Source organism: Legionella sp. MW5194, from assembly GCF_016864235.1.
GTDB lineage: Bacteria > Pseudomonadota > Gammaproteobacteria > Legionellales > Legionellaceae > Legionella_C.
In genome coordinates, this window is record NZ_CP045732.1 from 35,057 (window position 1) to 61,150 (window position 26,094).

Genomic DNA, 26,094 nt, shown 5'->3' on the forward strand with positions numbered 1-26,094 from the left:
AGTAAGCTGAAACCATAAATAAGGTCATATCATGGAGATGAAAAAGAGCCTTCTTGCTGTTTCTCTTGCCGCGTTAATGTGCAGTTATCCTGTGTTTGCAACCACCGCTGAGGGTGAGGAAGCGTATAATCAGCAACGCTATGACAAAGCGTACATGCTTCTATCTGAAGAAGCGGCAAAAGGAGATGCCAAGGCTCAATACCTTCTTGGTTCCATGTATTATCATGCCCAGGGTGTCCCCTACAGCGCGGAAAAAACCGAACAATGGCTGCTGGCGTCAGCCAACCAGGGCAATGTCGATGCCCAGGTTTTACTGGCAGACTTTTATTGGTATCAAAAAACACCGGAAGGCTATACCAAGGCGTTAAGCTGGTATGAAAAAGCGGCTGCGCAAGGGAACTCCAATGCGGAGTATGCCATCGGTTACATGTACAATTTTGGCGCCGGAGTGGCACAAAATTATGACACAGCCATGATGTGGTATCAAAAGGCGGCTGCCAAAGGCAATGCCGATGCCATGATGTCCATTGGCTACATGTATGACATGGGGACCGGTGTAAGCAAGAGCATCCCTGAGGCGGTCAAATGGTATACCAAGGCTGCTGATCTCGGGAACACCAGCGCGCAATTCAACCTCGGTACCATTTATGAATACGGGGATGGTGTACCGAAAGACATGAATAAAGCCTTTGAGTATTTAAGCAAGGCGGCTGAGAAAGGGCACGCCAAATCACAATTGGAGTTGGGTAATATTTACGACACGGGTAAATACGGCGGCGTGGATTTGAAGAAAGCAGCGTATTGGTATCAAAAAAGCGCCGATCAGGGCAATGCCACTGCCCAATACGACATTGGTGACATGTATTTTTATGGCGATGGCGTTGAAAAGAATTTAGCCACAGCAGTGGATTGGATTTCCAAGGCTGCGCGTCAGGGATACGGACGAGCCCAAAACCGCTTGGGCGTGTTTTATCGTGATGGCATTGGGGTGGCGGCGGATCCGGTCGAGGCTTATGCCTGGTTTAGCGCAGCAGTGAATAACAAATTTGCCGACGCAACCAAAAACCGTGACGATTTGGAAAAGAACTTAACGCCAGAACAATTGCAAAAGGCGAAAGATCTGGCTAAAACCTATTCCGAAGAATACGCACCGAAAGAGCAATAGCATTGACAATCCGGGAAGGCGGTGCGCATGCCGCCCCCGGATCGGTTTAAAAAAAGACAATTCTTCTCTCCCCTCATTTTACATCCTTGTTTTTTTAGGCTATTTTAGGCCTGAAAAAATTCGCAAGACGGGTTTTTTCATGTTGTAGTTTTCCCGAAGATTGATTGATTAAAAGGAAGCGACATTCATGAAATATCCTCTATTGGGTTTAATCCCATTCCTGGCCGTGACGCAAGCCACTGCCGCACAACCTGTCCCTGTTGCCGCCGCGCAACCCACCGCCTGCATCACCTCACAATTCAGCGCACAAGGAAACCAGCATTGGAAAACGGTGAATTTGAAATTAATCAACCAGTGCAATCAGGTGGTGGATTTTCAGGATTCGACAATTACCTTTAAAAGTACAACCCCGCTTTCCACGACATTTTGGGGTGAATTTTCCCCCTTGTCTTACCCTGATAATGCACTGACTATCAGTTCCCAGCCTCAGGCCGATGGGAAGTTTCTGGCAACCCTGACCCTGCATTTTCCTTCTTATCCCGGCGCTAACTCCAAATTGCCGGCAGGAAGTGCTTTTCAAATCAATTATGGCGTCAGCAGCGACAATCATGTTGAAGGCAGCGTCAATGTGTACACCGGGTCTGTGGTGGAGTCCGGCACCCTGATTTTAACGAATGGCTCGGAAAAGCCCGCAAATGTGGCGGAAAATTATGCGCTGATTCACTTGTCGATGAATGGCCAGATCGTCAATAACATCCAACTGCCCTGGGCTTCACCCCAAACCTTGTCCGGATTAGCGGCTGGCAATTATTCACTGGCAGCAGAAACCATCACCGCCAGCAACGGTGATGTTTATCAGGGTACCGTGGTGCCGAGTACCCTGACGCTGACCGCCAATCAGTCCGTCCATGCCTCGGTGACTTACGCACGGATACAACCCAATGGCAAATTGGCTATTCAACTGCAGGCCCTGCCTGCCGAATTGTCTGGGTATAGCGGCAATCCCACTGCCTTGATCACGCAAAGTCAAACCGGGCAATCCGCGACACACCCGTTGAATTGGAATGCGTCCACCACTGTCTCAAACTTAAGAGAGGGGGCGGTTTACACGTTCTCAACAGCATTGATTGAATACAACGGCTATCGCTGCACGCCGGCGTTTCAACCAGCGAGTCTGACTGCCAGTGCCTCCACGAAGCCGGTTACCCAATTAACGTACCAGTGTCTCCGGGTTGCAGAAGATCCCGTCACCCTGAATGTGAGCGGTGCACCGGATACATTAACTGCGTTAACGGTTCATCTCACACCCAATAATGGTTCTGAAGCCTTGTCGACCGTCATTGATTTAAGCAATGGCAGCGGTTCTCAGACCATGAATTTAACGAATGGCGTCATTTACACGCTGTCGGCCGATGCCGTACCGGGGTATATCCTTCAGTTTTCACCGCAACCCCTGACTGCGACAGCGAATGCCATTGAAACCATCACGTTAATACCGATTAATGCCAGTACGCCAGTCGGCGCCAATGGCCAGCTTACGGTCTGCGGCACAAAACTGTGCAATGAGCACGGTTCACCCATTCAGCTTAAGGGCATGAGTACGCATGGTCTGCAGTGGTTTGCCAACTGCGCTACACCAGCATCCCTAAACTACCTGACCAATCAGATGAAAGCCAACGTCGTCAGGATTTCCCTTTATGTCCAGGAAGGAGGGTATGAAACCAACCCGGCACAATTCACCAGTCAGGTCAGTCAACTGATTGATGAAGCGTATGACCGTGGAATCTATGTGATCGTGGATTGGCATATCTTAAATCCGGGTGATCCGAACTATAACCTGGCCCGCGCCAAGACTTTCTTTACCGCCATTGCCACAGCCCATAAGAATAAAAACAATATTCTTTATGAAATTGCCAATGAGCCCAATGGCGTGAGCTGGAGTACGATTAAAAGCTATGCCAATGAAATCATTCCAGTCATTCGGGCAATTGACGCCAAAGCACCTGTCATTATTGGCACGCGAGCATGGAGTTCTTTGGGAGTATCGGAGGGCGGCTCGTATCAGGAAATAGTCAATAATCCGGTCCAGTTTTCCAATATCATGTACTCCTTCCACTTCTATGCGGCATCCCATCGCGATAATTATCTGGCGGCACTCGACGATGCGTCGCAGGTCCTGCCGATTTTTGTAACCGAGTTTGGTACGCAAACCTTCACCGGCGACGGGGCCAATGATTTTGATATGTCCAATCGCTACATGGCGTTGATGGCGACTAAGAAAATCGGTTGGACAAATTGGAATTATTCCGATGATTTCCGCTCAGGAGCCATTTGGAAGGCCAATACCTGCGCCAGTGGTGCCTGGGTTGACAGCAACTTAAAGCCTGCGGGTATCTACATTAAAGAAAAGATCCAGGCTCCTTAATCCATCGCGCTGCCAGAAATCAACCTCTGGCAGCGTTTTTGCCGGCAAATTGCATAAAAAATGCCTATTAGATTAAAAATGCAACAAATAGATCGAATTTTCATCTATAGTTTAAACATAAGATTGTCATGGATGGTGAACTTATGTTTGACTTACTCCCCGTTGAAGGCGGCTTGCTTAGCCAAAAAAGAAAACAGATTGTACTTCTGAATGATCTTCTCAAGAAGATGAATCACAGCAAAAAAAGCGATCCTGAACGATTACCCTATTATTACGGCAAACTGGAAGCGCTGCATCGCAGGATCATGGGCAAAGGCGAGGCCGACACCGTCATTAAAAATTGGTTTCTTGCTCACCCGCTTTACAAAACCCACCAGCAGATTATTGACCTGGTCAAACACCGTCAACTCGAAAAAAAGGTCAAAAAAATAGCTAAACAGATGGATTTGGATAATTTGTACAGTAAATACACCAGCAAGGACAGTTTCAAAAGCCTGGTTCAGGATCGGCTGATGGCGATTGATTCCAGTTATAAAGTAACATCCCTCGGAGGGGGCAATAACCCCATTCTGCGCGTGACGCTCAATAAGGATCAGCAGTTTATTATGCGGTTTGTCCGGGTGGATAGTCAGGATGAAGCACGGGGGGTATCGCCAAAACAGGCCCGCGAGCAAGTCAGCGGCATGCCCCAGGTTCCTCAACCGTTGCTGATGCATTATGTGGCCAATGATTTTCAGGAGAAAACGTACATTGAATTCGGCCATTATTATCCCCAGGGGAATATTGAGGAATTATTCAAACAACTGAACGACCACAAGAAGGATTCGCCCAACAAGGAAACCATGGTATTGCTTTATGCGCGGAAATTTCTGGAATTTTATCTGGAATTAAACAGGCGGGGTGTCTGGTATACAGATCTTAAGCCCAGCAATGTCCTTCTCGATAGTCAGGGCGAGCTTGTGATAAGCGATCTCAAAGGGCTGCTGATGTCTCATGAAAGCAAAATGCCCTCTGCAAAAACCAATACCTCAAAAGCGTATTATCAATCGTCCGTATTCGAAGGCAAATCAATCAATCTTGAGCGCCTGCAACGGCAAACTCTGGCCAATACCCTCTACCAGTTAATGACCGGGAAGTTACCTGTCGCTGTCAAAGGGCATTACATCGATTGGAAATACAAATACAATTTTAATCAGGATTGTTTTAAATCACCGGAGGGCGAGTTAATTAAATCGTTAATTCTGGCTTTAAACATGTCAAGGCCAAAACCCCTGACCTATTATTTAACCCTGATTAATGATCATTTGAATCAGGAACAGTTACAGCCTCAGGAAGAAAGCGTGCGTGTGCCTACTCGGGACCGCGATGATTCCCAGGCTTCAATTACTCTTTAACGGAGTGACAGTATTAAAAATCTGGCTGTAATGGGCGTTGTCCGGATGATGATCACCGCGCGGGTTAAACGCGTGTTCGGCCACCACCAGATTTTTTATTCCCGATAGCCTGAAATTTCGCCATTGCGGAAGATGACCGCTGGCGCTGCCATTCGATACCTGGTAAGCATGCAGGTGTTTTATGCCGTTTAGGAGCCCATAATGATGAGGTTCTGCGCAACGCGAATGCCCATCGTAATGAAAGAGAACACGATGGCGACGGGTAATCGCTTCATTGATTTTGTCTTCAACGCTGTCCATTGCATTGCCTTTCTGTTTATAACAAGTATAGACAGTGCCTTATGGTGTGCGATCAGTTATTCATAAACTCAGGCTGTAAAATATTGAAACTTGCCAGTGCACTAAGTAATCTGTAATCGTCTTATAAAAAGGAGTTATTATGCGTAATGAAGTCAGACAATCCCTTGAAGAGAAAGCGCTGAAGACCAGGACAGTTTTTTTGGCGGCTAATCTCATTGTTCTTCCATTTTATTGCATCGATTCCACCTTTGGTCTTGCCGTCTCTATCGTGGTCAATGCTGTCTTGCTGAAGGCGCTTCATGATTTGGGACAATCACGGCGGCCGGGATCCAATCTGCTGCATGCGACCAATCGCTTCTTTTCAAACATGACGGGCCGTGAGAATGCTGAGGAGTTGAATAACACGTTCCGCAACGTCATCAATGGCGGGGCGGCGGTTTATGATGAAATGAGCCTTGTTTATGGCGAGACCTTAGGTCGCTAATTTAATGCTTGGGGTTTAAGCCTGCCGATTCATTTGAGTCGAAGATGAAAATCTTCGGCTTTATCGGCGGGGGAGTAGCCCTTACGGTAGGCAAAGGATTCACACACATGGGAAATGATTAGCAGCGGGGAGTCTTTGCCTTGACGCGACAAAACCCAGGTGTGGGTCATGTCAGCGATCAATTGCTGGCTGTAAGCCGCCGGCGATTGCCAAAGCCTGGCATGCCATGCCCCTTTGGTGTGAACAGTGACCTGATTGCCTTCCTGCTCACTGCTCAGCAGTTCACAATCAAAATGCTGATCAAAATAAATCAGCTTCCCAATCTGATGATCAGCAAACCCGGCAATGCCTTTAAAATGAATATCGCTACCCCGCAGGCGAATTTCGAAGCGCTCCGCATCAATGATCGTCAGAAAATCGACCATAGGCGCACGCGATGCATTGAGATGATTAAATTGCTGAATGATAGCAAACGCTTCTTCGGCCGCGGTTTGGGTCATAGGAACTCCATAAGATTAACGCTGCGGGAGCATTAATTCGCTTTTTTCCATTGCTTCCAGGTATTTTAATAGCATCAGCCTGAAATCGCTATTTAATTTATTCAAACGTTGCTGAGTCGAGATAAAATCGCCGACATCACCATTCAGGCTTGCTCTGACCGAGGATGCTTCAATGTTCCTGAGAATAGAATCCATTTTCTTCATTTCATTTAACATGTTAACTCTCCCGTTCAATCCGCTGGGATTCATTCTTAGTATAGTTCAGGATAGCGTGATTAGTGTTTAAGCGCAGGAGACGCCACTTGAACTCTTTCCTATTACCTATAAGAACCAAATTATAGTTTTTCCTGGGTATGTAATCTTTATGTAACTGTTTTTTCTGATTTTGAAAGAGCTTGATGATTGGATGAATAGTTAAAACACAGATTGAAGTAGTTGATTAAAACGGCTTCTGTAGTTCGTGACTTAGTTGAATGACTTAATAAAAACCCAGACTGGATTTGGCTCCCCGGACAAGACTCGAACTTGTGACCTAATGATTAACAGTCATCCGCTCTACCGACTGAGCTACCGGGGAATAGGGCGAAATCTTAAATTGATTCCGCCTGATGGTCAAGGGATTACGCAACTTTTTTTCGTTTATTTACAAAAACGGGCTAACCGATCCATGGCGTCGTGGATGATGTCCATGCTGGTGGCAAAGGACAGGCGTATACAGCCTTCATTGCCGAAGGCGGAACCGGGAACCAGGGCGACGCCGGTTTCCTTTAACAGTTTTTCAGAAAATTCCATGTCATTGACAAAGCCCTTTCGTTCGATAACGGCCTGCACATTGGGAAAGATATAAAAAGTCCCATCGGCAGGAATGGTTTCTATGCCGGGAATGGCGTCAAGGCGCTCAACAATGGCGTTGTGGCGTTGATGGAAGGCTTTGACCATCTCCTGCACGGTTTCCAACCCGCCGTTTAAAGCGGCCACTGATGCGCGCTGGGCGATGGAACAGGGATTGGAGGTCGATTGCGATTGCACGGTTTTCATGGCGTTGATGAGCACAGCGGGTCCGGCGGCATAGCCTATGCGCCAACCGGTCATGGAATAGGCTTTCGATACGCCATTCAGCACGATGGTGCGCTCATACAATTCCGGGCAGGCATTCAAAATATTGCAGAAAGGCTGTGACCAGATAATGTGCTCATACATGTCGTCTGTCGCGATGAGAATCTGTGGATGTTGTTTCAAAACCTCACCCAGGGCTTTTAATTCCGCTAAACTATAGGCAACACCTGATGGATTGGATGGGCTGTTGATAAAAATCATTTTGGTTTTTGGCGTGATGGCTTGTTTGAGCTGGTCTGCCGTGATTTTAAAGCGCTGGGCGGGCGTCGAGGGGATAATCACCGGTGTGCCGCCCGCGAGCAGGACGATGTCCGGGTAGGAAACCCAATAGGGACCCGGGATTAAAACCTCATCACCTTCTTCGATGAAGGCTTGGCAAAGGTTAAAAATGCTTTGTTTACCGCCGACAGAGACTAAAATCTGATTAAGTTGGTAATCCAGGTTGTTGTCGCGTTTGAACTTGTCACGTATGGCCTGCTTAAGTTCAGGAATGCCGTCCACGGCGGTGTATTTGGTGAAGCCGGCCTCAATGGCGGCAATGGCGGCTTTTTTGATGTGCATTGGGGTATCAAAATCAGGTTCGCCGGCGCCCAAACCAATGACGTCAAGCCCATCGGCTTTCATTTGCGCTGCTTTGGCCGCCACAGCCAATGTCGGTGACGGCTTGACTTGCTGCACACGGCCGGCTAGTGTGATATTCATTTTTAAACTCCTATGCTAGGATGTTAACTATCTGCCTTAATTTTAGGCAATTACAACACCCGGTTACTCGTATGAAAAACGTTTTTAAACTCTATGCCGATTATCAACCCGCCGGCGATCAACCGACCGCCATTGCCTCACTGATCGATGGCCTGCAATCGGGATTGGCTCGCCAGACGCTGCTTGGTGTGACCGGTTCGGGTAAAACCTTTACCATTGCCCATGTTATCCAGGCCATGAAACGACCCGCCTTAATTATGGCGCCCAACAAGACACTGGCAGCGCAGCTGTACGGCGAATTCAAAGCGTATTTTCCCGATAATGCCGTTGAGTATTTCGTCTCGTATTATGACTATTATCAACCGGAAGCGTATGTCCCTTCCTCCGATACCTTCATCGAAAAAGACGCCTCCATCAATGAGCACATTGAACAAATGCGCTTGTCGGCGACCAAAGCACTGATTGAGCGTCGGGATGCGATTATCGTCGCCACCGTATCGGCGATTTACGGTCTGGGTGATCCGGATTCTTACCTGCGTATGTTATTACATCTCTCTCGCGGAGAACAATGCGATCAACGTAAAATATTAAAACGACTTGCTGAAATGCAATACATTCGCAGCCAGGTTTCTCTGGAGCGGGGACAATTCCGGGTGCACGGCGACATCATTGATGTGTTCCCCGCCGACTCTGAAAAAAGCGCGGTGCGCATTGAGTTGTTTGACGACGAAGTCGAAAACCTGTCCTTTTTTGACCCCCTGACCGGCGAAGTGCTGCAGCGTGTGCCGAGGGTGACGATTTTCCCAAAAACCCACTATGTCACTCCAAGAGAACGTATCCTGCAAACGATTGACTGGGTGAAGGAGGAGCTCAAGGAACGGGTTGACTACTTTACCCGCGAAAACAAACTGCTGGAGGCACAACGCTTGCAGCAGCGCACCGGTTTTGACATTGAAATGATGCTTGAACTGGGTTATTGCTCAGGCATTGAAAATTATTCCCGCTATTTATCGGGACGTAACGAGGGCGAACCGCCGCCGACCTTATTTGATTACCTGCCTCCGGACGCACTCTTGATTATCGATGAATCGCATGTCACGGTACCGCAGATTGGTGGCATGTACCGTGGCGATCGCGCCAGAAAGGAAACGCTGGTCAATTATGGTTTTCGCCTTCCCTCCGCCCTCGATAACCGGCCGCTGCGTTTCGAAGAATTCGACCACCGTTCGCCTCAGACCATTTACGTCTCGGCGACCCCGGGTCCCTTTGAACAGGAACAGGCCGGCAATGTCGCCGAGCAGGTGGTCAGGCCCACCGGCCTGGTGGATCCGCAGGTGGAGATTCGCCCGGTGAGAAACCAGGTGGATGATTTGTTGTCTGAGATTCATACAGTTGTAAGCCAGGGTGAGCGCGTGCTGGTGACCACATTGACGAAACGGATGGCGGAGGATTTGACCGATTACCTGCGCGAGCACGGCATTAAAGTCCGCTACCTGCATGCGGACATTGACACGGTTGAACGGGTTGAAATCATTCGCGATCTTCGTCTTGGCGAATTTGATGTGCTGGTGGGGATTAACCTTCTGCGCGAAGGATTGGATATGCCGGAGGTGGCGCTGGTGGCGATTCTTGATGCCGACAAGGAAGGCTTTTTGCGTTCCGATCGCTCCCTGATTCAGACCATAGGCCGTGCGGCGCGTAACATCAACGGGCGCGCACTGCTCTATGCCGACCGCATCACCGGCTCCATGCAACGGGCCATTGACGAAACCGAACGCCGCCGTACAAAGCAGATGAACTTTAATGAACAGCATGGCATAACTCCGAAAGGGATACGTAAATCCGTGGCTGATATCATGGAAGGCGCTTATGCCACGAAACGCCGGAGCAGTGAGAAAAAAACAGAGTATGCGCATTTGCCGCCGGATCAGTTGGCTAAACAGATAAAATTGCTGGAAAAGCGAATGCATGTTCACGCAGAAAACATGGAGTTTGAACAGGCCGCGCAGGTGCGGGATCAATTACTGGCGTTAAAAGAACAACTAAAGACTGGATAGGCACCGAATCAACAACACCAAGGAGCGTTTATGACGGTAGGTGATTTAAAAAAAGCGTTGCAGGAATTGATTGAAGCGTATCAGCAATTGAAGTGGCCATTAGGGGTGGACAGGGCAACGGGGATTTTAGAGGCGTTGAGCGAGCTCGATGAAAGCGCCACGGCGGGAGAAGAGGAAAAAAAACTCGTAAGGCAGATGATTAAAAACAATTGGCAGGATGTGATTGTCACGCTTAACCCTGAACAGTGGGAAAGCAATGAAAAGAGTTTGCCGTTAATTCGCTTTCAAGAGCAACTTGAAACCCGGCAAATGATCCCGGTGAATGACCACCACAGCCTCTGTTTTAAGGAAATTGTTGACCGCTTTAATGGATTGCCGGGGCTTTTTAAGGCGGAGAATCTTTCAGCCCTCCTGCAATCCACCTGTCGGGTTATTGGATATGCGGAGCACGAGGAAATGGATTGTTACCCGTCAGCGAGGCTTAAAAACCGGGCAAAGAACACTTCTCCGGGAGCCAAAGCCAATCTCGACATGTCCCTCACCTCCATGGCGGCTCTTTTTTATCTGCTGTATTACCAAACGTCCGAGGCGCGAGTGGCCTTGATTCCCTTTCTAATTCATTACCGGGAACGCACGACGGATGAGGAGCGTCGGTCGGAATCAGCGATGCTTCGTTTTTTAAGAAAAACCCCTCACCATGCAGTCGAACTCATCAAACGAATGGATCATTGCGTCAGCTATCATATTGTCTTGAAAGACAAAGAGTTTGAAGCCTTTCGCATGATATTACCGGCTTTGCGCAAATCCTTTTTAGAAGCCCTTTCCCCTGACCTGTGGCATTTTAAAGCCAATCAGGATCGTGGGATTGACGATGTCATCACACGCAAAGTAGCCTTATGCAATGCGATAACCGCGCAATTTAAAGCCATGGCTGTGCCGTACAACAGAATAGAAACCGTTTGTCAACAGATTAAAGGGCAAGAAGGGTTGTTGTTGTCTCCAAAAGACAGGGAATTACTTGATGAAAGCCTGGTGCTGTTTAAGTTGCAGCAATACAGAGAACAGCGAGAGAGCGAAGGCCTGCGTCATACGTTTTTTTCAGGTGAGCTAAAATACCGTACTGCAAAAAAACAGGAACAAACACTTTTAGGCGTCCCTGAAAAATTAGGGTTCCTGGAATGGTTAGCGGCTCATCAGGGCCGGTTGGGGGATTTACAGGAAAAGACAAAACCAGGCGAGCAGTTGAGTCTGTAAGCAGCCCGACAGGCCAAGATTTTGAACCCTGGGGTTCAAGTGGGGGGCGGATGAGACAGTTCAGGCTTCCCACTCAAGGGTGGGCTTGCACAACACTGTGCTGCAGGATGCTCCCCTGTCAGTGAGTGTTGGTTCATAAATCACTCGCTGCCGGGTTAATTGCAGTATAGCACCGAAGGTCGGTTCGTCACCAGAGGAAAGTAAAATTTACGCTCTTTTTACGGTCAGTCCGGCTGCAGCTCGGGACTGCCATTTACCACCTGGTTGATTTTATTTTCAAGGGAACTGATGAATTGCGTGACCTGATGACGTTGCTGTTCCTGTAAACGCTGATAGTTAATCAACTCATGCGTGATGTGCAGAGCAGCCAACAACAAATTGTTAAAGTCATCCAGTTGCTTGAATTTTCGTTTGTTGGCCAGCAATTGATCCTGCAGCTTTTGGGCGGCTAATTGCAGGTTGTCAGTTTCATGCTCAGGGCATTTGATGTCATAGGTTTTACTTAATAACCTAATTGAACACGTTTTGGATGTACTCATGTCAGCGAGCCTTTCTGGTTACAGCAATGAGTAAATGGTAACAATTTTGGCTTGTTGGGGCAAATCAGTTATTATTAGCCATTTGTTTTAACGAGTTTTACCATGCCGGTTGAAAACCATCTGACGACGCTGCCTGATTACCAGGCTTTTACTGAAACCATTGCGGTGTTGGCTTTGCCAATTTCCAGCAGCGAATTGCACGGCATGATGTGCGGTTACCTGTGCGCCGGCGCCGCACAGCAGGGAGAGGCTTACCTGCGCGCGTTAGCGGTGAACAGCCGCAAGGATGAGGCGACGCGTGTGGCGGCGATGGCCATGTTCAGCGTCTATGCTTTAAGTGAACAGCAGATCAACACGCTGGATTTTGATTTTCAACTGCTGCTGCCAGACGATCATGAACCGCTGCTTTATCGCGCCCAGGCGTTCAGTGAATGGTGTGAGGGATTTACCCAGGGCATGACTCTGGCGGGAGTAGGTTTTGAACAATTTACCGAGGAAGACTCCCAGGATACCCTGCAACACATCACGGAATTTGCCGAGCTCGATTACCAGTCCCTGGATGTGGACGAAGAGGACGAAAAAGCCTTAATGGAAGTCAGTGAATACACACGCATGGCCGTGCTCCGCTTGTACAGCGATTTACAGGAAGGTAATGATAAGGATAATCCTGATGCGGCTCATTAGGAGTGGAGTTAGTCCAGTTTAACAAGGAATAGATGATGATTACCCAGCAAGAATACCGTGCGAGACGACAACAACTGGCCCAATACCTGCCTTTGGGCGCGGTGGCCATTGTTCCGGCGGCCGATGAAGTTCTGCGTAACGGCGATGCCCATTACCGTTTTCGCCAGGCCAGCGACTTCTACTACCTGACCGGTTTTAATGAGCCTGAGGCGGTGCTGGTGATTGTAGCCGGTCACGAAGGCGACAGTTATTTGTTTAACCGGCCGCGTAATCCTGCCCAGGAGCAATGGACAGGCAAACGACTGGGGCAGGAAGACGCCTGCAGTCGCCTGGGTATGAAAGAAGCGTATGCCATTGAGACGTTGAATACCCATTTGCCGCAATTGCTGGCCGATAAAACGGCCATTTATTACGCGCTGGGTAAACATCCGGCCTACGAAGAAAAAATCATCCAGGTACTGAATGAGTTGAAAGGTCAGATTCGCCGAGGGGTAAAGGCGCCTGGCGCACTCTGTGATCTTGATCCGCTGTTGAGCGAGATGCGCCTGTTTAAAAGCGAGGTCGAACTCAATTTGATGCGGCGGGCCGCGGGTATCTCTGTCAATGCCCATGTCCGCGCCATGCAGGCGTGCCGCGAAGCAGAATACGAGTACCAGCTGGAAGCTGAATTAATGCATGAGTTCTTCAGTCAGGGATGCCGTGGCCCGGCTTATGATCCCATTGTGGGCGGCGGTGCCAATGCCTGTGTTCTCCATTACACCGACAATAATCAACGCTTGCGTGATGGTGATCTGGTGTTGATTGATGCCGGAGGAGAGTATGAAAATTATGCCGCTGACATCACCCGTACTTTTCCGGTGAATGGCCGGTTCAGTGCAGAGCAATGTGCCATTTATCAACTGGTGTTAGAGGCTCAGCGTGCAGGCATTGCCTGCATTAAACCGGGCCTGCCCTGGAATGCGGTGCAGAAAACCATGGTCAGGATTTTAACGCAGGGGCTTTGTGAGTTAGGGTTATTGCAGGGGGATGTCGATTCGCTGGTGACGAATGAAGCGTATAAACCGTTCTACATGCACAATTCCGGGCATTGGCTGGGTCTTGATGTCCATGACAGCGGCAGTTACAAAGTGGACAATGACTGGCGACCCCTGAAGGCCGGAATGGTCCTGACGGTTGAACCGGGTCTTTATATCCGTGCTGGAATGCCGGGGGTGGATGAGCGCTGGTGGAACATCGGGGTTCGTATCGAGGATGATATTGTGGTAACGGCAGATGGCTATGAAAACCTGACTGCCGCGCTGCCAGTAGAAATTGATGAAATAGAGGCGTTGATGCGTGGTTGATGAACAGGTTGATATTTTAATCGTCGGCGGTGGCTTGATTGGCGCCGCCTTGATGCTGGCTTTGGCAAACAGCCCTTATCGCGTTCTGATGGTTGAAGCGCTGCCTTACAGCACCCTGCTTAACGACGATTTTGATACGCGAACCCTGGCCCTTTCACCGGCGAGCGTCACCATTCTTAACATGCTCAAACTCTGGCCATCGATTGCTCCTGATGCCACGTCGATTACAACCATCCATGTTTCTGAACAGGGCCGTTTTGCCACGACGCGATTACAGGGCGCTGAAGACAACCCCCTGGGTTATGTCGTGCCATTGCAGGCCATCCAGCGTGCCGTTTATCCCTTGTTGACACCGCAGCAGGTAGTCGCCCCGGCAAAATTGATTTCCTGGAATAATGATCGGCGTCTGGCGGTCATTGACGACGGGCAGGGATTGCGTCAGATCAAGACGCAATTGCTTATCGCTGCAGACGGTGGGCAATCCACCGTGAGGCAATTATTGAATTTACCGGCGCATGAGAAGGATTATCATCAGCACGCGGTTATTGCCAACATTGGATTGAATCGCAACCATCATCATGTCGCCTATGAACGTTTTACTCGCAATGGCCCTCTGGCGCTTTTACCGATGACAAACCGCCGTTCGGCGCTGGTGTGGTGTCTTTCCCCTACCGAAGCCAAAGCCGTCAGCACGTTGCCTGAGCCGCAATTTTTACGACGCTTACAACAGGTATTTGGCTACAAACTGGGGCGCTTTATTAAAGTAGGCGAGCGTGCGGTTTATCCCTTGAAACAGGTCGTCATGCCTGAAACGGTCCAGTGGCCGGTTGTTTTTGTCGGCAATGCCGCCCGGACCTTGCACCCCGTAGCCGGACAAGGATTTAATCTGGGGCTTCGCGATATGGCGGCTTTAGCCCAGGTCATTGTTGAACACGGCATCGATCCCGCCATGGTGGAGCAGTACCAGGCCATGCGCCACTCTGATCAGCAGGCGATTATTCATTTTACTGATGGCCTGGTGACGCTTTTCGGCAGTCGAATTCCTGGGGTTGGCGCTGGACGCAATCTGGGCATGATGGTGATGGACAATGCCCCCCTGTTAAAATTCATTCTGTCGCATTATGCTCGCGGCTATGCCGGGATAGTGCCTGATCTGGCCTGCGGTATCACGCTCACGAAAGGAACAGCGCATGCAAGTGATTTATGATGGAATCGTGGTGGGTGGCGGTGTTGTCGGCCTGACAGCAGCTTTGGCAATGGCCGAACGCGGTTTGGACATGGCGGTTATCGATGCGGGTTCATTGACAGCGGGCAGCCCCGCACCGGATGTTCGTGTCTATGCCATTAATCAGGCTTCGGAATCCCTGTTGCGCGAACTGGAGGTCTGGGAATTAATGGCACCGTCTCACCTTTCGCCTTACCAGCATATGCACGTGTGGGACGCCGCCAATGGCGCCAGCATTGATTTTGATGCCCGAATGATTGCAGAGAACAAACTCGGAACGATCATTGAGGAGTCCGTCATTAAGCAGGCGCTGTTGTTGCGTCTGCAGGAGCAGGGTAAAGTCGTGTTTCTGCCTCATCAGGAAATCGTTAAAGTCAATACCGATGGGCCGCAGGTTTCTGTAGCAAGTTCGAGCATGGAGTGGCAAAGCCGGTTATTGCTTGTTGCTGACGGTGCCAATTCCGCTACACGTCAAAAATTACGGGTAGGCTTAACCAGTTGGCCCTACCATCAGCATGCGGTAATCGCCACGGTAAAAACCGAAAAGCCGCACCAACAAACAGCGTATCAAGTGTTCAACAGTGATGGTCCGCTGGCGTTTTTGCCTTTGGCTGACAGCCGGCATTGCTCCATTGTCTGGTCTACGAGTCCTGCCCGGGCGCAACAATTGCTTGATCTCGATAAGGACTGTTTCAATCAGCAATTGGCCAAGGCGTTTGCCCATACACTGGGTGCTGTCACGTTACGCAGTGAGCGGTATCAATTTCCACTGATCATGCGTCATGCCAAACATTACACCGGTAAAAACTGGTTATTGTTAGGCGATGCCGCTCATACTATCCATCCCTTAGCGGGGCTGGGGTTAAATATCGGCCTTGCGGATGTCAGTGCCTGGCTTGATTGCTTAGCCAGCGGGCGCTCGCTTACCTCGCCCCGCCTGCTTGCCGCTTATCAGCGTAACCGTCGGCATGCGGTCTGGCAAAGCATTGCCTTGATGGATGCATTAAAAGGCTTGTTTGCCAACCCGTTGCCGCCTGTGCGGTGGCTCCGCGGCCTGGGACTCTCATGCTGCGATCGCATTCTACTGGTCAAAAGGTTGTTTATTGCTCATGCGGCGGGTAAACGTCTGGTCAGTTGACGCGTGAGAGCGTACCTGCCTCTTTAGTATTGAGGCAAAATGTGGTTTAATTTTAAACATGATTGTTATCAAGGTTACATTTCTGTGTCACTTAGGATAAGTTGGCGTCAAATACGACCAGCCTGCGCGTTGCTCTTCCTGTTGATGCCCGGGTTTACAGGGGCCACTACGGCGCCCGCAGTGAACGGGACATCGCTTAATCGCTGGGGAGATAAACCCGGTGAGGAAGCCATTCGTCTTGATGAAGCGGAGCAGCGTCTGGCCCTGGCAATCGCTAACCCCGAATACATGCTCCATCATTGGGTGGAATTACCCTCGGCACCGGATGCCAAAACCAGAAAAACCCGGCATTTGACCCTGCGTGAAGCCATTCTTTTAGCGCTGCGCTACAATCCAAACATTAAAAACGCAGAACTCGATCGCATTATCCAGCGTTACCAATTGCGTCTGGCTCATAATGAATTTGAGTTGCAATATGCCCTGGCGGGTTCGGCAGCCGTACAACGCAACCGTTTTGAGGGCATTGGTCAAAGCACCAACAAGAGTTTTTTATTAACCCCCGAAGTGGACCTGAAGACCAAATTAGGCACGCAGTTGTCGCTAAACCTCGAGAACAATGCCACCGCATTTAACAACAACAGCCCAGTCCTTAATTTTTCAGTGACCCAACCCTTGCTCAGGGGATTTGGCAAAGGCGTGAACGAAGCCGCCTTACGGGATGCCATCGACAGTGAATGGTTGAATAAAATCAATTTGCAACAGGCGGTCAGCGATCAGATCACTCAGGTCATCAGTGCCTATCGCGCGTTGATATTAAGCGGCAATAACCTTGAAAATCAGCGCCGCCAACTGGATGAGGCCCAAAAAACCTATGCGATCAATGAAAAAAAAATCAAGGCCGGCCAGCTGGAACCCACCGCCAATATTCAACAATCCTATCAAATCGAATCCTTAAGTCTCCTGGTGGAGCAGGCGGAAAATGATTTTAAGATTGCCGCACAGGATCTGCTGCAAACCATTGGTCTGGATCCACAACTGCGCCTGGCTGTACCCAGTGATGTAACTGTGGATAAGATAACCATCCCAGATTTAAAACAATCCATTGAGATGGCCTTAAATCATAATGCCCAGTTCCTCGCTCAGAAGATGCTGTTGCGGGCAGATAAACGAGCTTATGACGTCGCCAAAAACCAACAGTTATGGCAGCTGGATGTAGGTGCCAACGTGCAGAGCGGCATGGTTACGGATGTTGATGGCAATAATGGTTTTAAGGGGATTTACAATGGCCGCAATACCAGTGAATCGGCCAATATTACCCTCACGGTTCCCATTCATGATGTGAATCGCCGCAGTCAATTGATTAATGCCAAGGTGAAGCTTGAAAAAGACAGACTTAATCTCATCGCCATGCGTCGGGCACTGATTACTACCATTACCAATACGATCAATAACATTCAAAGCCAGGCAAAACGCTATGTGCTGGCTGAAAAGCAGGTCAAACTGGCAGCGCAATCCTATGCGCTCGAAAAGAAAAAGCAGCAGGCAGGCATTGCCAGCGCCCTTGATGTGAGCAACACGCAAAATCAGCTTATTCAGGCGCAGGCAGGCCTTATCAATGCCAAAATTGCTTACCTTAATCAACTGTCCGATCTGCAGCGTGTCCTTGGTACCACGCTGGATCATTGGCAAATTAAACTCAGGTACGGGGAATGAAGATTAGTCTAAAATTACTGGGGCTTTTACTGGCCGCACTATTGCTTTCAGCCTGCGGCAAAAAAGAGATAAAGCAAGAGCATACACAGCGTTACGTGGTCAAACCCGAGGTCCTGCACAAGTCGCTGTACTTCACCGGCAATATTCAGCCGCTGCATGAAAGCACGTTAAGCAGCCCCATGGATGCGGTCGTTGAAACCATGCGCTATCACTATGGTCAACTGGTGGATAAAGAGGAGGTCGTTGTTGTCTTAAATTCCAGTGAATTGCAAAAACAGTACAATGAAACCTTGACCGATTACCTTAAAGCCAAAGACAGTTTCAGCATTGCCAAGGCTAAATTCACCGGTACCCAGGATCTCTGGGATGCAGGCCTGCTCTCAAAAAACAATTATTTGAGTGAAAAATCCAGCCTGGATACCGCACGGGTAACGTTAATGCAGGCGACGCGCAAATTGACCGAAATGCTTGAAAAAATGGATGATCAGAAGGAGCCGAACCTGTCGACTTTAAGCATCTCCCAATTTGATAAAGTGCGTCAGGCCTTGACCACCCAACACAACCGCATCCATCTCAAGGCGCCTGCGACAGGGGTTCTGCTTTACCCGCCAAAGTCCGCGGATGAAAAAAGCAACCGTATTGCTGTGGGCGCGAATGTCAAAGCCGGGCAAGTCATTGCCCTGGTGGGTGATTTAAGCGGCATCAGTGTGGAAATTGATGTGCCCGAAATTGATATTGATAAAATTCATACCGGCATGGAGGCAACCATTACCGGGGTCGCTTTGGGTAAGCAGAGTTTGCACGGCCAACTGGTGGCTGTTAATGCCCAGGCGTCACTAACCAGCGGCGGCGGTCTGCCTTCCTTTAATGCCATCGTCGAAGTGAAAAATTTAACGCCGGAACAACGCCGCTGGATCAAGGTGGGTATGAGCGCCAACATCCAGTTGAGTGTCGACAGCGACACCAGCCTGATGGTTCCCATTGCCGCCGTGAAACAGGAAAAAGGTGCCAGTGTGGTGATGGTTCGCACACCGAAGGGAGAACTTGAAAAACGCGTGATCACCACCGGTGCGGCCGAAGCAGACAAGGTGATTGTCAATGATGGATTGCAAGAGGGTGACGTCGTTGAATATGGCTAATCAACCATTAATTGACATTCGGCAACTGGTCAAAACCTATCAGATTGGCGATGTGGTCAGTCAGGTGCTCAAACGCGTTTCCCTGAGCGTGGAGCACGGCGATTTGTTGGCTATTGTCGGTGCTTCCGGTTCAGGAAAATCAACGTTGATGAATATCATTGGTTTACTGGACAAAGCCGATGAAGGCGAGTATTGGCTTAATCAGCGCAACATCGCCGGTCTCAATGAGGATGAGTTGGCGGCGCTGCGTAATCTGAAAATCGGTTTTGTTTTTCAGCAGTTTAATTTATTGCCGCGATTTACGGCACGCCAGAATGTCGCGCTGCCCCTGATTTACCGCCATGTCCCAGCGCAGGAGATCGAAGAGCGGGTGATGGCTGCCCTGGCAAAGGTATCCATGCAGGATTTTGCCATGCATCGTCCGACGCAATTATCCGGTGGCCAGCAGCAACGGGTGGCGATTGCCCGTGCCCTGGTGGGCGAGCCGCAGGTCATTCTCGCCGATGAGCCGACCGGCGCCCTCGATTCGCGTACCGGAACCGATGTCATGAATTTATTTTTAAATCTTCATCGCGAAGGACGCACTATCATTATGGTGACTCATGATGAGCAGGTGGCCGCACAATGCGCCCGGCGTATTACCCTGGCCGATGGGCAAATTGTTTCCGAGAGCCGCCAATGAGCCTTCTCAATCACGGTCAACAAGCGTTAATTAATCTCGGTGCTGCCAAATTGCGTGCTTTTCTGGCCGTGTTGGGTATTTTAGTGGGCACCGCCGCTGTGGTTGCGTTAATCAGTTGCGGCCAGTTGGCCACGGAAAAAGCCTTAGCCCAGTTTAAAGCCCTGGGTACTGATTTGTTAGCCATTGCCGTTTATCAGAAAGAACAAAGCAAATCCCACAGCGAGACCAGCGAGGTTCCCTTGCCGGTTTGGCGGCAACTGCCTGATCGTATCCCGGATATCCTGCAGATTGCCCCCTATGCCACAGCGTATCAACCCATGAGCTTTGCTGGCCAGACCCTGCAGGGGGCGATCATCGGCGCGGATGAGTCCCTGAAAGAAATCATCCACATTGACTTGACACAAGGCCATTTTGTTTCCTTTGTCGAGTCGTTTGAACATTACTGCGTGATTGGCGATGGCATCGCCAGGCAAATGAGGCAAGTCACGCAGGATGATCCCATTGGCAAACAACTGCAGATTGGACGGGCGCTGTATACCATCATCGGCGTGGCCAAACCCTGGCAGGAAAATGGCTTTTTTAATGAAGACATCAATCAAGCCGTGATTGTACCGATAGCCGGCATGCCTTTAATCAGCAAAGACAGCAAAGTCACGAATGCCGTGTTATTGCTTAAACCCGAAAGCCCGATTGATGAGATCATTGATGACATCAAACAAGTCATTACCGCGCAATCGCCAAAATTGCAGGTGTTTCCGCGCAGTGCAAAACAAATCATTGCCAGCATGGAAAGCCAGGGGCAGATTTTTACGCTCCTGCTCGCCGTCATCGGCAGCATTTCGCTGTTGGTGGGCGGCATCGGCGTTATGAATGTGATGCTGGTTTCTGTCAGCGAACGCAAAAAGGAGATCGGGATACGTAAGGCGGTGGGAGCTAAAAACCGTGAGATTCAGGCGCTTTTTCTGATGGAATCGGTGATGCTGTCTTTACTGGGCGGGATTCTTGGCGTCATTCTGGGCCTGTTGTTCACCCGCATCATGGCTTATTTTAGCGACTGGCCCTTCCAGTTTTACTGGATGCCGCCTTTCGCCGGTTTTCTCGTTTCGGTGGCGACAGGTGTCTTTTTTGGCTTTTATCCCGCTAAACGGGCGGCGAAGCTTGAGCCTATTGTTTCATTGCGCAGTGATTAAATGCAGCGTCTTCGCTGTTTTGGAGCGTGACGCCGGTTTTTTCCTCGATTACCTTAAGAATACGGGTAAGATCACCATCACCGGCGAGCCTTTTACCGTCAAGTTTCTTTTTAAGGATAGTCATTAACAACGGGATGGAGCGTTGGTTCGGCGCCATTTTTTCCATGTCAGACAGTGCTTCCCTTACTGCATTGCCATGATGGGTACCCCAGCGTCCGGCCCAAAATCGATTCATTCCATAGCCGCCTTCCAGTCCCGTGGTCTTTTGACGGGAGCTTGCGGAGTAGTCACACAAGAGTTTGATGGCGGCCATGCAGGCAAACCAGGTCGGGGGCACTTTGCCCTGAATGCGTACCTTGGCCTCTGATTTATGATTCCAGGAGGAATAGATTGCAAACTCCTTTCGCCAATAGTCTACAGGTTTACCCGCCACGGTCCTTTCCCTTGCGCTTACAATCGGGTTGACTTAACTCCTTTTTCAGGAAATACAGGGTCGAATGGTTGAGATAACCTGAACGTTTGTATTCTATGTCGTAGCCCAGCTTCTGATAAAAACCGAGTGCTTCCCAATCCATGGTATTGACTGTTGAGAACAGACAACCCTGGGCTTTGCCCAATTCTTCCGCGGATTGCATGAGCTGGGTTCCCCATTTTTTATTTCGTAAGTCTTCGTCAATCCATAAAAGATCGATGTATAAACAGCCATAATACATGGAGCCATGGCAGCCTCCGCAGATGGTGCCGTTTTCATCGCGCAAGAAAAAAGCGAAAGGGGTAATCGTTGGCTGGTCTTTTTTTAATTTCGCGTAAGCGACGATGCCATCGCCCAAAATCTGGATGTCCTCTGGCGCTGGATTGTTCTCATAATGGATTTGAATACGTGCTGTCATGGATGCCCAACCTGGGGTTTAAATGATACGAGTCAGGGCTTAAGTTTTGCACACGCTTCCTATTTTGCAAAGTGAATAACGTCACTACTTGTTGAAGCATCGCAATGGTGACAGAATATAGGGGTTTCCCATTACCATGCCTGGTTTGGATTGAAAATGAAAGCTCTGACACGCGACATATCCATTACACTGCTTGTTAAATTCATACTGCTTGTGCTGTTGTGGTGGGTGTGTTTCAGCCATGTTGAAAAACCGGTTAGGGATGCGCGGCAATGGTTACTGGGATCCTCTGTTTCTGATGAGACGCAGTCGATGAAATAATTCGTCCCCCCATTAACCATCCGTTGAGGTTATCATGATTCCTGGTAGTGATGTCGTTGATCTCTCCCGCCTGCAGTTTGCCCTGACTGCCCTTTATCATTTTCTCTTTGTTCCCCTGACCCTGGGTCTTTCCCTGTTGCTGGCCATTATGGAAACCGTCTACGTGATGACCGGACGCGAAATCTGGCGTCAAATGGTCAAATACTGGGGGATTTTGTTCGGCATCAATTTTGTGCTGGGGGTGGCGACTGGCTTGACCATGGAATTTCAATTTGGCACCAACTGGTCTTATTATTCGCACTATGTTGGCGACGTATTTGGTGCGCCGCTGGCCATTGAAGGCCTAATGGCCTTCTTTCTGGAAGCCACTTTTGTGGGACTCTTCTTCTTTGGCTGGGACAAGCTCAGCAAATTTCAACACATGGTCTGCACCTGGCTTCTGGCCTTGGGCACCAACCTGTCGGCCCTGTGGATCCTGATTGCCAATGGCTGGATGCAAAACCCGGTCGGCGCTGTTTTTAATTTTCAAACCATGCGCATGGAAGTCAGTGATTTCAGCGAGGTCATCTTCAACCCGGTGGCCCAGGCCAAATTTGTTCACACCATCAGCGCCGGTTACGTGACCGGGGCGATTTTCGTCCTGTCAATCAGCGCCTATTTCCTTTTGCGCGGGCGCAATGTCGATTTTGCCAAACGGTCCATGACGGTGGCGGTGTCGTTTGGCCTGGCGTCTGCACTGTCAGTGGTGGTTTTAGGGGATGAAAGCGGTTATCTCACCAACAGTAACCAGAAGATGAAGCTGGCTGCCATTGAAGCCATGTGGCACAACGAAAAAGCGCCTGCGGATTTGACGGTATTCGGCATACCGAATGAAGCCATGCAACGCACCGATTATGAAATAAAAATTCCTTACGTTCTTGGCATCATTGCCACCCGTTCATTCAATGAGCAACTGGAAGGCATTGAAGAATTAATTGAGCAGGGGAAAGCAAAAATTCGTCAAGGCATGTTGGCGTATGACGCGTTGTCGCGTTTGCAGAAAAATCCTGCCGATGAAACCGCCAAGACCGATTTTGCCATGCACGGCGACGCATTGGGCTATGGCCTTTTATTGAAAAAATACACCGAGAATGTGGTGGATGCGACAGAGGAACAAATCAACCAGGCGGCCCATGATCTCAAGCCCAGCGTCATGCCCCTGTTTTTCTCTTTCCGCATCATGGCGGCTTGTGGCATTTTTCTGATTCTGTTATTCGCCGTGGGGTTTTATTTGTCCGTCAAACGCCGCCTTCATACCACCCGCTGGTATTGGCATGTGGCGTTGTGGTCTTTACCGTTACCCTGGATTGCCGCGGAGTTAGGTTGGGTTGTGGCGGAATATGGCCGGCAACCCTGGGCGGTACAAGGCATTCTGCCCACGATGATGGGGACTTCGTCGATCAGTGCGGGTCAGGTTTTAACGTCAATCGGCGGTTTCGTGCTCTTTTATACCATTCTCGCCATTATCGAAGTCTTTCTGATGCTTAAATACATCCGTCTTGGTCCCGATAATCTTCTACGAGGAGAACATTGATGCCTTTGGATTACGAAACGCTGCGTGTGATCTGGTGGATGCTGCTCGGTGTCCTGCTCATCGGCTTTGCCGTTATGGATGGTTTTGACCTCGGTGTTGCCATGTGGCTGCCCTGGTTGGCTAAAACCGACATGGAAAGACGGGTACTGATTAACAGCATTGCGCCCACCTGGGAGGGCAATCAAGTCTGGTTTATCCTTGGGGGCGGGGCGATTTTTGCCGCCTGGCCGGCGCTGTATGCCCTGTCATTTTCCGGATTTTATCTGGCCATGCTGCTGGTCCTGCTGGCGCTGATTTTACGTCCGGTCGGGTTTAAATACCGTTCGAAATTGAGCAGTCCGGTCTGGCGTAGCACCTGGGACAAGGCATTGTTTGTCGGGGGTGTCGTGCCGGCCTTAATTTTCGGGGTGGCTGTCGGCAATGTGTTGCAGGGTGTCCCCTTTCACTACGATGAGAGCTTAAGGCCCTTTTACACGGGGAGCTTTTTTGCCCTGTTAAATCCCTTCGCCCTGTTGTGCGGCTTGCTGTCAGTCAGCATGCTGGCCATGCACGGCGCTTTCTTTTTAAATGTAAAGACGACAGGCCTTTTGCAGGAGCGCGCCCGCAAAGCGGCGAGAGTCAGTGCGTTACTGACGGTCGTACTCTTTGTTGTTGGTGGTATTGCTCTCTACAGTGGGATTGATGGTTATGTGTTAACCAGTCCGGTTGTTCACGACGGTCCTTCTAACCCGTTTTATAAAACCGTGATCAAGGCCCCGGCCGCCTGGTTTGACAATTACGGTAATTACCCGCTCTTGCTGGCTGTGCCCTTGTTAGGGATTGCAGGGGCAATCATGGCGTTGGTGCTGGCTGCCCGCCGCGTCGCCGCTTTTGTATTCAGCGCCCTGTCTGTAGTCGGGATTATTGCGACGGTAGGCATTAGCATGTTTCCATTTATTCTGCCGTCCATCACCAATCCGGCGCAGAGTCTGACCGTCTGGGACAGCTCGTCAAGCCATTTAACCCTCTTCATCATGCTGGTGGCCACCGTTGTCTTTATGCCGGTTATCCTGCTTTACACAGCCTGGGTTTATCGCGTGCTGCGCGGCAAGGTCACGGAAGAAACGGTAATTCAGAATCGTGAAACAGCTTATTAGGAGACAAGAATGTGGTATTTTTCCTGGATTTTAGGCACGGCCATGGCTTGTATTTTTGCCATCATGAACGCCGTATGGCTGGAATTGCGAGACGATGGATTAAGCGCGACACAAGCCAACGGACGCCAACCCCTGCCGTAATCAATCAGCTTGCCAGAGCGAGTTGATAAAATAGCCCCGGTGATCGGTGTAATTTTTCACGATCCTGAATCCGGCATCGGCGGCTAGTTTTTCAACCTGCGAGCGAAGGTATTTGTAGGATGTCTCCACGTGGATGGGTTCAAATTTCCGGAAGGTAAACGCAGTATTTAAATCATCAATTTCCACGGTTTGTTCTTCAAGACTCAAAAGATAACTCTCCATCGCGCCGGTATGCACATTGTAGGTGCCATAATGATAGAAGGCATCGACATTAAAATGGCCATGCAAATCATGGTTAATGCGCTTTAACAGATTGAGATTGAATTCACGGGTTAACCCATCGCTGTCATTGTAGGCCTTCATAAGAATATCAATGTCCTTGCGCAGATCGAACCCGATAAGAACATAGTCTCCCGATCGCAAAAAAGTGCGCAGGGTATCCAGAAAAAAGGCGGTGCTTTGCAGATCAAAATTGCCAATGCTTGAACCAAGAAACAAGACCACATTGCGTTGGCTGGAATTGTTCATCAGCCACTCCATTCCCACCAGGTAATCAGAGTTTAAGGCAATGGTTTCAATACCGGCAAATTGCGCGCTGACCCGATCAATGACATGATCGAGGAATTTTTGCGATATATCAATGGGCACGTAAGTAAAGGCGCGGTTGTCGTTGATGAACTGCTCAATTAAAAGCCCGGTCTTGATGCCTTCCCCCGGACCAAGGTCAATCAGATTGAATGTGTCGCTGCCTACCCGTGTGGAAATGTCGTCCTTGTAGCGACGCAGGATTTCCAGCTCACACCCGGTTAAATAATAATCGGGATGACGGGTGATCTGGTTAAACAACTCGGAACCTGCCTCGTCATAATAATATTTCGATTGTATTTGTTTTTCGGTTTGCGACAAGCCGAGACGGATGTCCTCCCGTAGCTGCTGCTTTTCATCGCTTGCTTCATCAATAAGCTTAATGTATTGGCTCATAT

26 protein-coding genes, 1 tRNA gene and 1 other RNA gene are annotated in these 26,094 nt (G+C 49.6%); 18 read left to right on the plus strand and 10 right to left on the minus strand.

The window, feature by feature from the left end; translation table 11 throughout:
• Positions 1-31 precede the first annotated feature (31 nt).
• The 3 genes from GH742_RS00165 (at position 32) to GH742_RS00175 (ending at position 4,984) form a co-directional block, all read left to right on the plus strand.
• Complete coding sequence (locus GH742_RS00165; RefSeq protein ID WP_203455621.1) at positions 32-1,165, plus strand: tetratricopeptide repeat protein; 1,134 nt, start codon at positions 32-34, stop codon at positions 1,163-1,165.
• A gap of 187 nt (positions 1,166-1,352) precedes the next feature.
• Complete coding sequence (locus GH742_RS00170) at positions 1,353-3,590, plus strand: glycoside hydrolase family 5 protein (protein WP_203455622.1); 2,238 nt, start codon at positions 1,353-1,355, stop codon at positions 3,588-3,590.
• Between the two features lie 143 nt (positions 3,591-3,733).
• Complete coding sequence (locus tag GH742_RS00175) at positions 3,734-4,984, plus strand: hypothetical protein (protein ID WP_203455623.1); 1,251 nt, start codon at positions 3,734-3,736, stop codon at positions 4,982-4,984.
• On the opposite strand, the gene GH742_RS00180 is transcribed toward GH742_RS00175, so the two are convergent.
• Positions 4,970-5,284: a WYL domain-containing protein gene (locus GH742_RS00180; protein ID WP_203455624.1), complete on the minus strand. Its 315-nt coding sequence runs from the start codon at positions 5,282-5,284 to the stop codon at positions 4,970-4,972. The two genes, GH742_RS00175 and GH742_RS00180, sit on opposite strands and share 15 nt — an antisense overlap.
• Before the next feature lie 139 nt (positions 5,285-5,423).
• On the opposite strand from GH742_RS00180, the gene GH742_RS00185 reads away from it, so the two are divergent.
• Positions 5,424-5,768: a hypothetical protein gene (locus tag GH742_RS00185; RefSeq protein ID WP_203455625.1), complete on the plus strand. Its 345-nt coding sequence runs from the start codon at positions 5,424-5,426 to the stop codon at positions 5,766-5,768.
• Between the two features lie 29 nt (positions 5,769-5,797).
• On the opposite strand, the gene GH742_RS00190 is transcribed toward GH742_RS00185, so the two are convergent.
• From GH742_RS00190 to GH742_RS00205, 4 genes are all read right to left on the minus strand, one after another.
• Positions 5,798-6,268 (minus strand): hypothetical protein, encoded by a 471-nt coding sequence (locus GH742_RS00190; RefSeq protein ID WP_203455626.1) that lies wholly within the window; start codon positions 6,266-6,268, stop codon positions 5,798-5,800.
• Positions 6,269-6,283: 15 nt separating this feature from the next.
• Positions 6,284-6,484, minus strand: coding sequence for a hypothetical protein (locus tag GH742_RS00195; RefSeq protein ID WP_203455627.1), 201 nt, complete (start codon positions 6,482-6,484; stop codon positions 6,284-6,286).
• A gap of 285 nt (positions 6,485-6,769) precedes the next feature.
• Positions 6,770-6,845, minus strand: a tRNA-Asn gene (locus GH742_RS00200).
• A gap of 62 nt (positions 6,846-6,907) precedes the next feature.
• Complete coding sequence (locus tag GH742_RS00205; protein ID WP_203455628.1) at positions 6,908-8,086, minus strand: pyridoxal phosphate-dependent aminotransferase; 1,179 nt, start codon at positions 8,084-8,086, stop codon at positions 6,908-6,910.
• A 71-nt stretch (positions 8,087-8,157) separates the two neighbouring features.
• Here GH742_RS00205 and uvrB point away from each other — a divergent pair, with 71 nt between their 5' ends.
• On the plus strand, positions 8,158-10,143 hold the full coding sequence (gene uvrB, locus GH742_RS00210) for an excinuclease ABC subunit UvrB (protein ID WP_203455629.1): 1,986 nt from the start codon (positions 8,158-8,160) through the stop codon (positions 10,141-10,143).
• A gap of 30 nt (positions 10,144-10,173) precedes the next feature.
• Positions 10,174-11,397, plus strand: coding sequence for a hypothetical protein (locus GH742_RS00215; RefSeq protein WP_203455630.1), 1,224 nt, complete (start codon positions 10,174-10,176; stop codon positions 11,395-11,397).
• Here the strand turns inward: GH742_RS00215 and ssrS are convergent.
• Together ssrS and GH742_RS00225 are read right to left on the minus strand one after the other, a co-directional pair.
• Positions 11,396-11,557: non-coding RNA, 6S RNA (gene ssrS, locus GH742_RS00220), on the minus strand. The two genes, GH742_RS00215 and ssrS, sit on opposite strands and share 2 nt — an antisense overlap.
• Positions 11,558-11,621: 64 nt before the next feature.
• Positions 11,622-11,936, minus strand: a complete 315-nt coding sequence (locus GH742_RS00225) for a cell division protein ZapA (protein WP_058532667.1) — start codon at positions 11,934-11,936, stop codon at positions 11,622-11,624.
• Positions 11,937-12,038: 102 nt separating this feature from the next.
• On the opposite strand from GH742_RS00225, the gene GH742_RS00230 reads away from it, so the two are divergent.
• The 8 genes from GH742_RS00230 (at position 12,039) to GH742_RS00265 (ending at position 21,050) form a co-directional block, all read left to right on the plus strand.
• The gene (locus GH742_RS00230; protein WP_203455631.1) at positions 12,039-12,620 is read left to right on the plus strand and encodes a UPF0149 family protein; all 582 of its coding nucleotides are present in this window, start codon (positions 12,039-12,041) and stop codon (positions 12,618-12,620) included.
• A gap of 35 nt (positions 12,621-12,655) precedes the next feature.
• Positions 12,656-13,963, plus strand: coding sequence for a Xaa-Pro aminopeptidase (pepP, locus tag GH742_RS00235; protein WP_203456783.1), 1,308 nt, complete (start codon positions 12,656-12,658; stop codon positions 13,961-13,963).
• On the plus strand, positions 13,956-15,170 hold the full coding sequence (locus GH742_RS00240) for an FAD-dependent monooxygenase (RefSeq protein ID WP_203455632.1): 1,215 nt from the start codon (positions 13,956-13,958) through the stop codon (positions 15,168-15,170). Before pepP ends, GH742_RS00240 begins: the two co-directional genes overlap by 8 nt.
• The gene (locus GH742_RS00245; RefSeq protein WP_203455633.1) at positions 15,154-16,326 is read left to right on the plus strand and encodes an FAD-dependent monooxygenase; all 1,173 of its coding nucleotides are present in this window, start codon (positions 15,154-15,156) and stop codon (positions 16,324-16,326) included. Before GH742_RS00240 ends, GH742_RS00245 begins: the two co-directional genes overlap by 17 nt.
• A 144-nt stretch (positions 16,327-16,470) precedes the next feature.
• Positions 16,471-18,039, plus strand: coding sequence for a TolC family protein (locus GH742_RS00250; protein WP_203456784.1), 1,569 nt, complete (start codon positions 16,471-16,473; stop codon positions 18,037-18,039).
• Positions 18,036-19,178 carry an efflux RND transporter periplasmic adaptor subunit gene (locus GH742_RS00255; RefSeq protein ID WP_203455634.1) on the plus strand — a complete coding sequence of 381 codons (1,143 nt, stop codon included), beginning with the start codon at positions 18,036-18,038 and terminating at the stop codon, positions 19,176-19,178. The genes GH742_RS00250 and GH742_RS00255 overlap by 4 nt, the downstream gene beginning before the upstream one ends.
• A complete protein-coding gene (locus GH742_RS00260; protein ID WP_203456785.1) occupies positions 19,171-19,860 on the plus strand; it encodes an ABC transporter ATP-binding protein in 690 nt (229 codons plus the stop codon). The genes GH742_RS00255 and GH742_RS00260 overlap by 8 nt, the downstream gene beginning before the upstream one ends.
• Positions 19,857-21,050: an ABC transporter permease gene (locus GH742_RS00265; RefSeq protein ID WP_203455635.1), complete on the plus strand. Its 1,194-nt coding sequence runs from the start codon at positions 19,857-19,859 to the stop codon at positions 21,048-21,050. Before GH742_RS00260 ends, GH742_RS00265 begins: the two co-directional genes overlap by 4 nt.
• On the opposite strand, the gene GH742_RS00270 is transcribed toward GH742_RS00265, so the two are convergent.
• Complete coding sequence (locus tag GH742_RS00270; protein ID WP_203455636.1) at positions 21,025-21,483, minus strand: hypothetical protein; 459 nt, start codon at positions 21,481-21,483, stop codon at positions 21,025-21,027. The two genes, GH742_RS00265 and GH742_RS00270, sit on opposite strands and share 26 nt — an antisense overlap.
• Positions 21,473-21,940 carry an N-acetyltransferase gene (locus GH742_RS00275; protein ID WP_239005230.1) on the minus strand — a complete coding sequence of 156 codons (468 nt, stop codon included), beginning with the start codon at positions 21,938-21,940 and terminating at the stop codon, positions 21,473-21,475. Before GH742_RS00275 ends, GH742_RS00270 begins: the two co-directional genes overlap by 11 nt.
• Before the next feature lie 156 nt (positions 21,941-22,096).
• On the opposite strand from GH742_RS00275, the gene cydP reads away from it, so the two are divergent.
• The 4 genes from cydP to cydX are packed head-to-tail and all read left to right on the plus strand — an operon-like array spanning position 22,097 to position 25,111.
• Positions 22,097-22,261, plus strand: a complete 165-nt coding sequence (gene cydP, locus GH742_RS00280; RefSeq protein ID WP_203455637.1) for a cytochrome oxidase putative small subunit CydP — start codon at positions 22,097-22,099, stop codon at positions 22,259-22,261.
• 34 nt (positions 22,262-22,295) lie between these two features.
• Positions 22,296-23,834 (plus strand): cytochrome ubiquinol oxidase subunit I, encoded by a 1,539-nt coding sequence (locus tag GH742_RS00285; RefSeq protein ID WP_203455638.1) that lies wholly within the window; start codon positions 22,296-22,298, stop codon positions 23,832-23,834.
• Complete coding sequence (gene cydB / locus GH742_RS00290) at positions 23,834-24,970, plus strand: cytochrome d ubiquinol oxidase subunit II (protein WP_203455639.1); 1,137 nt, start codon at positions 23,834-23,836, stop codon at positions 24,968-24,970. The genes GH742_RS00285 and cydB overlap by 1 nt, the downstream gene beginning before the upstream one ends.
• 9 nt (positions 24,971-24,979) lie before the next feature.
• On the plus strand, positions 24,980-25,111 hold the full coding sequence (gene cydX, locus GH742_RS00295) for a cytochrome bd-I oxidase subunit CydX (protein ID WP_203455640.1): 132 nt from the start codon (positions 24,980-24,982) through the stop codon (positions 25,109-25,111).
• Here the strand turns inward: cydX and egtD are convergent, their stop codons facing one another.
• Positions 25,112-26,092, minus strand: a complete 981-nt coding sequence (gene egtD, locus GH742_RS00300) for an L-histidine N(alpha)-methyltransferase (protein ID WP_203455641.1) — start codon at positions 26,090-26,092, stop codon at positions 25,112-25,114.
• Positions 26,093-26,094: the final 2 nt, after the last annotated feature.